Source organism: Acinetobacter sp. NEB 394 (assembly GCF_013374795.1).
Lineage (GTDB): Bacteria > Pseudomonadota > Gammaproteobacteria > Pseudomonadales > Moraxellaceae > Acinetobacter > Acinetobacter johnsonii.
This window is the reverse complement of sequence record NZ_CP055277.1, coordinates 1314072-1325993: the sequence shown is the minus strand read 5'-3', so window position 1 is coordinate 1325993 and position 11922 is coordinate 1314072. Positions and strand designations below refer to the sequence as shown.

General features: G+C 40.8%; 9 protein-coding genes, 2 pseudogenes and 1 other annotated feature. Of the genes and pseudogenes, 5 read left to right on the top strand and 6 right to left on the bottom strand.

The features are described 5' to 3' along the window. Nucleotides 1-17: 17 nt before the first annotated feature. Nucleotides 18-632: a carbonic anhydrase gene (locus HUK62_RS06265; RefSeq protein WP_004981036.1), complete on the bottom strand. Its 615-nt coding sequence runs from the start codon at nt 630-632 to the stop codon at nt 18-20. A gap of 310 nt (nt 633-942) precedes the next feature. Here HUK62_RS06265 and HUK62_RS06260 point away from each other — a divergent pair, with 310 nt between their 5' ends. Together HUK62_RS06260 and HUK62_RS06255 are read left to right on the top strand one after the other, a co-directional pair. Further along, nucleotides 943-1974 (top strand): alpha/beta hydrolase, encoded by a 1032-nt coding sequence (locus tag HUK62_RS06260; RefSeq protein ID WP_176537386.1) that lies wholly within the window; start codon nt 943-945, stop codon nt 1972-1974. A 15-nt stretch (nt 1975-1989) separates the two neighbouring features. Continuing rightward, on the top strand, nt 1990-2991 hold the full coding sequence (locus tag HUK62_RS06255) for a hypothetical protein (protein WP_176537385.1): 1002 nt from the start codon (nt 1990-1992) through the stop codon (nt 2989-2991). Nucleotides 2992-3027: 36 nt separating this feature from the next. On the opposite strand, the pseudogene HUK62_RS06250 reads toward HUK62_RS06255, so the two are convergent. The 4 genes and pseudogenes from HUK62_RS06250 to nfuA all read right to left on the bottom strand — a co-directional run. Then, nucleotides 3028-3561, bottom strand: a pseudogene (locus tag HUK62_RS06250) (TonB-dependent receptor); the annotation flags it as partial. Between the two features lie 40 nt (nt 3562-3601). Next, a protein-coding gene (locus HUK62_RS06245; protein ID WP_176537384.1) for an IS3 family transposase occupies nt 3602-4821 on the bottom strand; the annotation gives its coding sequence in 2 pieces (ribosomal slippage) (nt 3602-4545 and nt 4545-4821; 1221 coding nt in all). After that, nucleotides 4430-4546 (bottom strand) — a sequence feature (AL1L pseudoknot). It overlaps the preceding gene by 117 nt. 46 nt (nt 4822-4867) lie before the next feature. Then, a pseudogene (locus HUK62_RS06240) lies at nt 4868-6544 on the bottom strand (FepA family TonB-dependent siderophore receptor); the annotation flags it as partial. 173 nt (nt 6545-6717) lie between these two features. Next, on the bottom strand, nt 6718-7356 hold the full coding sequence (gene nfuA / locus HUK62_RS06235) for a Fe-S biogenesis protein NfuA (RefSeq protein ID WP_176537383.1): 639 nt from the start codon (nt 7354-7356) through the stop codon (nt 6718-6720). Between the two features lie 160 nt (nt 7357-7516). Here nfuA and HUK62_RS06230 point away from each other — a divergent pair, with 160 nt between their 5' ends. The 3 genes from HUK62_RS06230 to HUK62_RS06220 all read left to right on the top strand — a co-directional run bounded on the left by HUK62_RS06230 (nt 7517) and on the right by HUK62_RS06220 (nt 10123). Then, the gene (locus tag HUK62_RS06230) at nt 7517-8134 is read left to right on the top strand and encodes a rhomboid family intramembrane serine protease (RefSeq protein WP_062034421.1); all 618 of its coding nucleotides are present in this window, start codon (nt 7517-7519) and stop codon (nt 8132-8134) included. A gap of 129 nt (nt 8135-8263) precedes the next feature. Further along, a complete protein-coding gene (locus HUK62_RS06225; protein ID WP_004694400.1) occupies nt 8264-8431 on the top strand; it encodes a hypothetical protein in 168 nt (55 codons plus the stop codon). A gap of 144 nt (nt 8432-8575) precedes the next feature. After that, complete coding sequence (locus tag HUK62_RS06220) at nt 8576-10123, top strand: hypothetical protein (protein ID WP_176537382.1); 1548 nt, start codon at nt 8576-8578, stop codon at nt 10121-10123. 89 nt (nt 10124-10212) lie between these two features. Here HUK62_RS06220 and HUK62_RS06215 read toward each other — a convergent pair whose 3' ends face one another. Next, complete coding sequence (locus HUK62_RS06215) at nt 10213-11832, bottom strand: inorganic phosphate transporter (RefSeq protein ID WP_176537381.1); 1620 nt, start codon at nt 11830-11832, stop codon at nt 10213-10215. Between the last annotated feature and the right edge of the window lie 90 nt (nt 11833-11922).

The window sequence follows — 11922 nt, the reverse complement described above, 5'->3', positions numbered from 1 at the left end:
CTGATCAGCACATAGGATCAGAAGTCAAAAAAAACCACTTCACCACTTTCAAGTGAGTACTCAGCGCCAACCACTTGTAACTTGCCTTTGGCAATTAAACTTTCAAGCACAGCTGATCCATGACGTAACTGATTTACAGAGGCAAATACATTTGAACGCACCGCGTGTTTAGACAGTTTGCATAAATCATGTTTCAGTTCAGTTTGCATCAAGGTTTCAACCGAAGGACGGACACGGTTTACAATCGACATCAAGTTTGCAGACGGTGGGCTATCTGGGTTCATCAGGGTGTCAATGGTGGCTTGAATCGCGCCACAATGGCTATGACCAAGTACCACAACGACCGCACAGTCATAACGCTCAGCAGCAAACTCAACACTGCCAACCTGTGAAGGTGCAACTACATTTCCTGCAACACGAATAACAAACAGATCACCCAAACCTTGGTCAAAGACCATTTCTGCAGGCACACGAGAATCAGAACATCCCAGTACAATGGCAAATGGATTTTGGTCTTCCGCCATCTCTGCTCGTGCTTGGTGAGACAATTGCTTATGGTGGGTTGTCTCACCCGCTACAAAACGTTGGTTACCTTGTTTTAGACGGCTTAAAGCTTCTTGAGCTGTTAGCATTCCCTTTCCCACTCGGTTGTTATTAAGTTGGACTAGTTTAATCCCAGCGAAATTGATTGTCACTTGCAAAAAACATAGCCGCTTCTTTTTTTGCTTGATTTTAAATTTGCATTTTATCTCAATCGAATTGTTATGCAGTTCACACTTTATCCAAATGCAGTATATCCTTTCAAATAAATAATTAATGACATTTGCATGAAAGCTATTAGAATCAAACAGACCTGTAAATAAACATAAAAACTATTCAAAATCAGAGCATTTTTATCTTATTCGGTCAGTTTTTTTATTCATCTCCGTTTAAGGATGAACCATGATGATGCGCTCAAAATCCGTCTTGAAACAAAGTCTAAAGGCTGGTCTATTCGCCTTAGCTTTGTCATTTTCTTTCGCCAGCCATGCGGTAGAAAATACCATCATCAAAGACAAGCTCAGTTTACAAAGCTACCTTCTACAAGAGCGAGTCACCGCCGGCTTAAAAACCAAAACACTTAAAGTGGATGACATCGTTTGGAGCTATAACGAAGGCGGTGCAGTTGATAAGCCAACGATTTTGCTGATTCATGGTTTTGCTGGAAATCGAGACAATTGGAACCGTGTGGCACAGTTTCTAACCCCCTATTACCACGTAGTCATCCCTGACCTTCCAACCAACGGCGACACCAAAGTCCCAGATGATTTTGATCTCTCTATGCCAAATGTCACAGAGCGACTCCGTCGTTTTGTTGAAGCTATTCATATACAAGATAAGCTGAATGTTGCAGGACATTCCATTGGTGGTTCAATTGCAACTCTATATGCCGCGCAATACCCTTTTGACACGCAAAGTTTGTTTTTATTAAACAGTGCAGGCATTTATAAAAACGCCAACACCAACTATGCCAAAGACCCGCATTATTTAAAGCACTTGATTGTGAGCAAGCCGGGCGATTTAGATGATGTGATGCAACGTGTCATGCAAACCCCAATCAAAATGCCCTATTATTTAAAACGCGCCCAAGAAAAACAGTTAATTACTCAGGCTGAAAAAAACAGTAAAGTGATTGATCAATTGGTGACCTTGAACCGAATTTATACCACTGACTCCTTTGCTCGAGTGACCCGAAATATTGAAGCACCCACCCTCATTTTATGGGGTAAGCAGGACAAAATTATCAATGTCGAAGTGGCGAATGAACTCAAATCCTTATTGAAACATGCTGAAGCTCCTGTCATCCTTAACAATGTTGGTCATATGCCACTTTTGGAGGCAGAACAGGCCGTTGCACAGCACTACCTGCCTTTTCTTGCAAAAACACAAAAGTTAAAAAATCCATTGGCTGATAAACTGATTCCACTAAATTAATTTTGTTGAGTACGTATGCAGAAACACCCGATGATTGAGCAGCTCATTGAAGCTCATCTTAATTTTTTAGATCATGAGTTTTCGCAAGCAAGTACCGTACAAAATGAATTCACCCTCTTTTATCAATGGTTTAGAAAACAAAATTTACAGCAACTGTGGAGCTTTGAAGACATCAATGCGTTGTTGCAAAAACAAATCCTAGCCACACCTGCAACCGATCATCTAATCTCACAAATTGCTGAGCACATCAAGTTTGCTTTAATACATCCCATCAATGAAACAACAAAAATTGCCGATGTGATTCCTGTACTCACCATCGATAAAATTGCGCAGTATGTCACGAGTAAAAGTGGGCATCGTCAGCGTCTAATTAAAACTGTAGTAAATAACCCAGCTTTTTCAGCCATGATTACTCAGCTCATTCAGCACTCAATTCAAGACTATTTAAACAACTCCGTCATAACCAAACGTGTGCCGGGTGTTTCTAGTTTTATGAAAATGGGCAAGTCCGTTCTGGAAACCGTCACAGACTCAAACCTAAATGACACTATTGGGCATTATTTACAAAAGAACATCTTAAAACTCAGTCAAATGAGTGAACAAGTGTTAAATCAAAACTTTAATGATGAAAAGCTATATCACTTTCAAGCCAACCTCTGGCACAAAATCAAAGATATGCCTTTATCAGTTTTGAAAAATTATATTGAAGTACAGGACTTGCCTCAAACTGTCACTATCGGGCACGAAATTTGGGAGCATATGCGTCAAACAGACTATCTGCAGCAACAGGTGCATGATGGTGTTTACGCTTGGTACATTCGCAACCAAGAACGTCCTTTTGATTTACTACTACGCGACTTAAATATCGACGAAGCCCTAGTCCAAAATCAACTTCAAGATTTGTTGAATCCTATTATTCAAGAGCTCATTCGTTCTGATTACTTACGTGATCGAGCACGCTATTATTTAGAACAGTTTTATTATTCTGACCAAGCACAAGCGATTTTAAAGCCATAAAAAAAGCCGCATTATGCGGCTTTTTTCTTTCATAATTTAGAATGCGTACTTCAAGCTCGCATAATAAGCTCGACCTGGTTCGTTGTAGGTTTGGTTCAAGTCATTATTACGAACAAGTTGCTCATCAAATAAATTACTCACACCTAAACGACCGCTAAATTGATCTGTAAATTTGTATCCAACATTAATCCCTGCGATACCATAGCTTGGCACACTTTTCGTGTTCATCGTTGTATTACGCGTTTCAGCAAATTGACGTGGTTTTTGGCGACCATATTGGGTATAAACGAAATTCACATCAAATTGATCTGTAATATCATAGTTGAAAATCGAATTAATCGTGTAATTAGGTACAACTGACAGAGGATTTCCTGTGGTTTTATTCACTGAATCCATCATATAAGTAAAGTTGTTTGTCCAATTAATATTACCAAAATCTAAGCTAACACTTCCTTCTAGACCTTGAATTAAAGCCTTTGGAATATTGGTCCACTCTAATAAATGATATGTTGTTGAACCTACGGTTGTCGTTCCAACGACTTCGTCACCTGATGTGATTTTGTTTTTATAATGAACCGTACCGGGTTTGTCGGAGACTTTTTTATTTAAGTTAGGCCACCTGACCTAACGGGTTAATCTTATCATAGTACATTGCTTCAAACTCAAAAGGTGATACATAACCCAGTGCACTGTGTACACGCTCTTTATTGAACCAATCTACCCAGTTTAGTGTCGCAAGTTGTACATCCGCTAAACCTTGCCAATCCGCTTTTAAATATTCAATCACCTCTGTTTTGTATAAGCCATTCACCGTTTCAGCCAAAGCATTATCGTATGAATCACCGGTCGTACCGACTGATGCTCGTAAATTTGCTGCTTCTAAACGATTGGTATAACGAATGGAAAGATATTGCACGCCTCTGTCACTATGATGAATCACGTTCTTTGGCATGCCTCGATCATGCAATGCTTGCTCCAGTGCATCGAGCACCATATCTGTATTCATACGTGTTGATACTTTCCATCCAACAATTGCTCGCGAGAACACATCAATAATAAAGGCGGTATAGACCCAGCCTGAATGAGTTTGAATATACGTGAAGTCAGCGACCCATAGTTGGTTTGGATGATCAGCATTAAAATTACGTTTCACTAAATCATCTGCTCGTTTTTGATCATCTCGGCTACGGGTGGTTTGTTTATTCTTACCACGCCAAACACCTTGTATACCTAGCTTCTGCATCAATCGAGCAACTGTACAACGTGCGATAACACAACCTTCACGTTTCAATTGTTGCCAGACCTTACGCACACCATATCGACCTAAACTTTCTTTCCAAATACGTTTGATTTGCTCTGCATGATGTAAATCATGCAGAGCACGTTTCGCTCGATGTTCTGGGTTATCAACGAGATCTAAAGCCCGATAATAGGTCGAAGCTGCAATCGGTAAAATTCTACAAATCGCTTCAACACCATATCGATCTTTATTGTTCTGGATAAAATCCACCATTATTTGTGTGGGCGGTCGAGCTCCGCCTGGGCGAAAAAAGCGGCTGCTTTACGTAGAATTTCGTTAGCACGTTGCAGTTCTTTATTTTCACGTTCGAGTTGTTTAATACGTTCTTGATCTGAAAGTTGCTGTACTTTAATTGGGTTTTGTTTATCTAAATATTTTTGATACCAAACACGTAGAGTTTCAGGAGTACAACCTATCTTGGGAGCAATAGCGGTGATTGCAGCCCAAGTAGAAGGATAATCTTTTTCAGATTCAATCAATAATTGAACCGCTCTATCTCTGATTTCAGGGGTGTATTTTACTTTTTTCATCGGGACATTCTCTCAAGAAAAGTGGTCTCCGACAAACCCGGTACGGTTCATAATCATTACGGAACCACGTTAAGCTTGCATTCACAATATCTTTTTCAAACTGGATACCCACTTCCTTGTTAATAGAAGTCTCAGGTTTTAAGTCTGCATTTCCAACTAAATAGCAACTTCCCGAAGCCGTTGCTGTGGTGTCAGGACAACCATTCCCGCGTGTAAAGAGTAAGTAGCCTTCTGCATTTTGATACATATTTGGCGCTTTATATGCTCTTGCTATACCACCTTTTAAAGTGAAGTAATCTCCAAGTTTTTGGGTAATGTTTAAACTTGGACTCCAGTTTGACCCAGACTTACTATGATCATCAAAACGAACTCCCAAGACCAAATCTGTTGCATCAGTTACTTTAAAGTTATCTTCAATGTATGCAGAAGCAATTCGTGATTTCATGTGAGTACGATCAGATGGCAACTGTACCAAACCAGAGGCATCTGCTTGTACTGTACTGGTTGCATCACTAAACTTATCTTCAACCCACTCTGCGCCCAAGGTGAGTGCTTGAGGAAGAAATATATCCAATGGAATATTGGTTTCAGCATTAAAACGTGTGGTATCTAGCACCGACGTTTTTTTATCAAATGAATTTGGACTTCCTTCTGGCCCACCAGCTAATGACTCAGGAATACGCTTATTTTTAGTTTTATCAAATTGAGCCAATAATTTTGTATCACCCCATGCCCATTTTCCTTCATGGGTTAAAGCATAACTGTCCCGGTACATCGTATTAGTTTCTTTACCTAACAATCCATTGACGTACGCAATGTTGCTAAAGCTAGAATCTGGATTGGTTGCATCTGCATTACTGTTTTGAATATCACCTGTATATTCATTCCCTTGACGACCAAATGAAGTGTCAAGAGTCAAGCTCTGTTAATCATTAATCTGCCAAGCTAAACGCCCTGAGATATCTTTATTCTCAACGCCTTCTCGACCTGCTGCACGACTACCACTTTCTGTCAGTGGGTTGATATCTGCAGCATCGGCATCTGTCTTGTTATAATTTCCATATAAACGATAAGACAATACGTCCTTAATAATTGGACCACTCAAGTTAAAACTTTCTCGATGGCTCGAACCTTCTTTTGAGTTCTCAGGTTGGTTAGTAAATACCTCAACCGAACCATGAACTTCGTTTGTGACTTTTTTAGTTTTAATATTAACAACACCACCCATGGCACCTGAGCCATAACGAGCAGCCGCTGGACCACGTAATACTTCAATAGATTCAATTGCATCTGCAGGCACCCAGTTTGAGTCACCGCGGGTATCACGTTCCCCTCTCCAGCCATAACGCACAGAATTTCTCGAATTCACAGGCTTACCATCAACCAAAATCAAGGTATTTTCTGGGCCCATACCGCGAATATCAATTTGGCGGTTATTACCACGTTGTCCCGTTGCACTATTGCCTGTTAAATTTACGCCAGGCATCCGACGTACATATTCAGAAATATCATTTACAACAGGTAATTTTTCTAAATCTTTATCCGTAATAATAGATGCGCCTAGAGACTGCTTAACCTGTTCCTCAGCCGTTAATACAATCGTCTGTAATTGTGTTGCTTCTTTCTCTTTTGTGGTTTCCACAACGTCATTCGCCATCGCAAATGAACTCATTGCCCCTACAACAGCCAAAGCTAAAGTTGATCTCGTCAGATTTTTACCCATAACGCATACACCCAAATACAAAAGAAGGAGAGATTGTGTAAATTTCGTAGACCATCTTAACAAATGATAAACATATTGCAATAAATATTGATAATTATTATCAATTACATTTTGCCTTTAGATAAAATATAACCCCCTAATTTAAGGAGGTTATTTAGTAAAATGGTTTAAAATTATTTGAAGTACGCGCCTTCTGCCTGTGTATGATCTGTCTGGTCGATGACACGACTTAACTCAGGAATGTGCTGTTGCAGAGTCGTTTCAACACCTTGTTTCAAAGTGACGTCAATTGCTGAACAACCTTGGCAACCACCACCAAATTTTAATACAGCCGTTAAACCATGCTCTTCATCTTCAACAACTTCAACCAATGCACAGTTACCGCCATGACCAGCTAGACCTGGGTTAATTTCAGACTGAAGAATATACGTAATACGCTCTTCAATTGATGCATCAGGACCAACGCGTGGTACTTTCGAGTTTGGTGCGCGGAATGTCAACTGCCCACCAAAACGGTCTTTGTTGTAATCAATCACCGCATCTAATAAGTATGGAATAGACGGTGTGTCGATATACGCAGGAAAGTCTGGATAATCTTGACGGTAATCGGTTGGGATCACTTCTTCAGGCGCACTATATGCCATACAACATTCAGCACGTGGTGTACCCGGATTTTCAACGAATACACGTACAGCAATGCCCGGTGTATTTTGTTTTTCTAATAAATCACGTAAATACTCTTGTGCAGTCGGAGTAATCAATAAGTTTGGAATTTCCTCTGCAACTGCAGTGCTGCTGTTCTCAGTCGACATAACAATCATTTCCTCAAGCTGAAGTTGCTATTTTAACTGAAGATGCGGGGTAATTAAAAAAAATCAACCAAAATTGTCGGATTTATTGTGAAAGTTCATCTTTCCGCTCAATTTAATGGCATTATGACCACAAGATAGTTATATGTAGAACATCTCAGAAATGTTGGATTTACCTTTTAATCATACAGTTACGATCATTATTATTACGGTCATTATTTCTATGGTGGCATTTTCAAATCAGAACGTGATGAATCGTCTGATTTTCTGGCCTCCTGCGATGCAACGTGGACAATACGATCGTTTTATTACACATGGCTTTATTCATGCCGATGGTATGCATCTCCTGTTCAATATGTTCACCTTGTTTTTCTTTGGTAGCATTATTGAAAGTTTTTACCGTCAATACTTCTATGAGTTAGGTTTTATTTTGTTTTATCTGGGTGGCTTAATTTTTGCCATTTTACCAAGTTATTTAAAACATAAGAATGATGTGCGCTGGGCAAGCCTTGGTGCTTCTGGTGCGGTCTCTGCGGTATTGTTCGCTTATGTGTTGTTTGAACCTTGGAAGCTGATTTTTGTATTTTTTATTCCCGTGCCTGCGATTATTTTTGCAGTGTTGTACGTGGCCTATAGCATCTGGTCGGGTAAAAAAGGCAACTCCAACATCAACCATAGCGCCCATCTTTGGGGAGCTGCTTATGGGGTCATAATGACCTTAATTTTAGAGCCGCGTCTTATTCCACATTTTCTGAGCAAATTAACCCAGTTACCTATTTAAAACCGAACGCCTAGATTGCACATGGATTGCATCCATACGCATATAGGCTCAGTAACATTTTTCTACAGCAACGGGTGGTCCTAATTTTTACAATGAACATCAGGACCACAATAAACCAAGGAAATTGCGATGAAAATAATGTCTATATTTGCAGCCTTGATGATCAGCCTCAGTTTTACAGCCTGTGCGGTACACACCCCTGAAGGGAGTATCATCGTCGATCCTGATCGTTCTTATTATCCTCATGGCCAAGGCGATTTCTGCCCACCCGGACAGGCCAAAAAAGGTCGCTGCTAAACTCAAAAGCCTTCTATTCAGAAGGCTTTTTTATTACATATATTTTTACATAAATTTGGCATGAAATGCCAAGCAGGAATTTGATTTGGCATAGATAATGTTTACAACTGTATATAAATAGCAAATGCCAGTGAGATTTCTTGCATGTCCAATCCCTTAGATGGTCTTCAATTTCCAATTTACTCGAAAACACAAAAAGTTAGCACCTCACGTACAGGGAAAGAGATTATTGCAGAGGCCTTAGCCAATGTTGATCACCAAAGCTCTGTTACTGCACTTACAGAAAAGAACTGGCGTAAACAATATCCACGCTATTTTAAATCCTTAGTTGAATTTGGGATTTGTAATCAAATTGCACCGATTCAAATAGCACAAGATGGGCTCAACAAAGCACATAATGTGTTTGAGTTTTATCGCGATGGCCAAAAGCATCTCCTCAAAGATGTGATGTCACTTAAAACTACACCGCTACACACCATCAAACTCAAAGGTGAAAGCGATGCTGCACCTGAGTGGTCAGTACCTTATAAAGGCCAACAACTCACAGGTGATGCATTACTCGCACAAATCCAAACGTGGTTAGATGCTGGGGTGATTGAACCCAGTCATGCTGAAGCACTAATTGCTTGTGTGGAACATCCTGAATGGTTTGATTTATCTGACCGCACTATGGTTTTGTTCGGTGCGGCATCTGAAGCGGGTCCGCTCACATGGTTAGCCCAATGGAAAGCCAATATTGTGGCGGTTGATTTACCCAATAGACGTGTGTGGAGCAAAATTTTAGACACCATTCAACACGGTAATGCCACGCTATATGCCCCATCAGTTGAAGCTTTGAGCGCGGAAACACCTGTGTCTGTGCTTAAAGAAAAACTTGGTGCGAACTTACTGACACAAGTGCCTGAAATTGCACAATGGTTAGTACAAAACCCACATCAGTTAGATTTGGCTGCGATTGCTTATTTGGATGGTGAAAAACATGTCCGCGTTTCCGTTGCAATGGATGCGATCATGCAATATGTCAGTGCACAAAAAGCAGATACCAGTTTGATGTATATGTGTACACCTACCGATGTCTATGCCGTACCTGAAGAAGTCATTAAAGCATCTGAGCAAAAGTTCAGTGGTCGTTCTAAAACTCAGCAGATGATCAGTAAAAGTATTTCAACCCTCAGCGGACAACTATTTTTTAAGAAAAACCTACATGACCTCGTCGAGTCAGATAATACGAAGTCTTATGGCATCACCGACTGTTTAGTGATTGAGCAAGGACCGAACTACGCATTGGCTAAGCGTATTCAACAGTGGCGTGCAACGCTTGCTCGATCAGAAGGTCAACGTGTCAGCATAAACATTGCACCATCAACCACTACGCATTCCGTCACCAAAAATCCACTGCTCAAAGCCGCATTTAATGGGGCAAGCTTGTTTGATGTTGAAGCCTTTAAACCTGAAACGACCAATGCCATCATGGCGGCTTTATGGATCCATGACCTGCGTAATCCTGCGTCTGTAGCGAATCCGGAGGTCAAACTTGAACATCCTTTAGAGCTGATGATGCATGGTGCAAACCATGGTGGCTTATGGCGTGTCGCTTATTTAGCACGTACTGCACTGCCCTTTGCAGCACTTTATGGCTTTGCCGCAGATAAACTACCTTTAGACAAAGTCTGGGCGAAGTTCAAAAAGTAAAATATGAACAGCATCGTTCATAAAATACAGAGCTAAAAAAAAACGCTACCTTAGGTAGCGTTTTTTATTATTGGTTTTTACCAATCAGATTAAACAAACTGTAGGAACAACCAAAACAAACCACCTGATAAACAGATTGTTGCTGGCAAGGTAAAGATCCAAGCCGAAAGAATGGTTCTTACTGTTGCAAAGTTCAGACCAGACTTGTTTGCCACCATGGTCCCTGCTACCGCAGAATTCAATACGTGTGTAGTCGATACGGGCATACCAAAGCCATCAGCAGCTGCAATCGTAGTCATCGCCACCAATTCTGCTGACATACCTTGACCATAAGTCATATGGTTTTTACCAATACGCTCACCTACAGTCACGACAATACGCTTCCAGCCCACCATCGTACCTAGACCTAAAGCCAATGCCACAGCCACTTTCACCCATGTTGGGATGTACTGTAAGAATGAATCAAGGTTACTACGATATTCTTTTACTGTCTTTTTGCCCGCTTCCGACATCGCTGGCAATTGATCCGCTTTATCCAAACGTTTGAACGCTGTCGTGCTTAAGTACATGTCATTACGTAGTGCAGAAACTTCAGCTTCAGGAATAGCTTTAAGATCTCCATAATGGCCAACACGCTCACCCAAATGATCTGTCAAACTGGCTAAAGCAGGTACGACTTCTGGGGTTATTTCTTTGGTTTGAATATATTGCGTGATTACCGTACGGGCTTTTTCATCTGCAATATCGTTATGATTCGGATAAATCACAGCCGCAGTTTGATCTGAAAGTTGAGCAAATGACTGAATATGCTGTGAATCTAAATTCTTATTTAAAGAATAAGCCAAAGGCACAATACCAATCAAAATCAGCATGATTAGCCCCATACCTTTTTGACCGTCATTTGAACCGTGCGCAAAACTTACACCTGTGCAAGTAAAAATCAAAATGGCACGAATCAGTGGCGGTGGTGGTTTGTTGCCTTCAGGTGGTTGGAACAGTTCCAGTTGTTTCTTAAAGATTTTTTTCACCAATAAGAACAACACTGCTGCAAAAGCAAAACCGATCATTGGTGAAAACAGTAAAGCTTTACCGACTTTAATCACCTGATCCATATCGACACCCGAAGCACCGCTACCCGAATGCATCAGGTAGTTCATGATGCCCACACCCAAGATTGAACCAATCAAAGTATGTGAACTTGATGCTGGAATACCCAAGAACCATGTGCCCAAGTTCCACAAAATCGCAGCAATCAACATGGCAAACACCATGGCAAAACCTGCGCCTGAGCTGACATTCATAATCAACTCAACGGGCAGCAACGCAATAATACCGTAAGCCACTGCGCCACTTGCGACCATAACCCCAAGGAAGTTACAGAAACCAGCCCACATCACCGCAACAGGCGCAGACAGTGCATTGGTATAAATGACCGTTGCAACCGCATTGGCAGTATCGTGAAAGCCATTTACAAACTCAAAACCCAAAGCAATGAACAACGCCGTCGCTAAAAGGATTAAAGAGTAAAGATTCAGTGCAGGAACATGCGATAAGTCAGCAGAAAGCTGAAAGCCAATATAAATTAGCGTTGAAATAATGACCGTTAAAAACACCGGCATAAAAAATTTCGGTGTAGGTACGTGCACATTCGTCGACTTGACCTGTGTCACGTGCACCTGATCTTGGACGGGAGGAATATTAGAATTCATGCAGACGGCTAAAGAGGATATCAATATCCCCTATTGTTCAATTTAATTGTGACAATTATATGACAAATGCGTGTCACATGAAGCCAATTT

Coding starts and splice junctions, on each gene's coding strand:
- HUK62_RS06230 (WP_062034421.1), top strand. CDS start 7,517: ATGTTGGATTTACCTTTTAATCATACAGTTACGATCATTATTATTACG.
- HUK62_RS06265 (WP_004981036.1), bottom strand. CDS start 632: ATGCTAACAGCTCAAGAAGCTTTAAGCCGTCTAAAACAAGGTAACCAA.
- HUK62_RS06220 (WP_176537382.1), top strand. CDS start 8,576: ATGTCCAATCCCTTAGATGGTCTTCAATTTCCAATTTACTCGAAAACA.
- nfuA (WP_176537383.1), bottom strand. CDS start 7,356: ATGTCGACTGAGAACAGCAGCACTGCAGTTGCAGAGGAAATTCCAAAC.
- HUK62_RS06255 (WP_176537385.1), top strand. CDS start 1,990: ATGCAGAAACACCCGATGATTGAGCAGCTCATTGAAGCTCATCTTAAT.
- HUK62_RS06260 (WP_176537386.1), top strand. CDS start 943: ATGATGATGCGCTCAAAATCCGTCTTGAAACAAAGTCTAAAGGCTGGT.
- HUK62_RS06225 (WP_004694400.1), top strand. CDS start 8,264: ATGAAAATAATGTCTATATTTGCAGCCTTGATGATCAGCCTCAGTTTT.
- HUK62_RS06215 (WP_176537381.1), bottom strand. CDS start 11,832: ATGAATTCTAATATTCCTCCCGTCCAAGATCAGGTGCACGTGACACAG.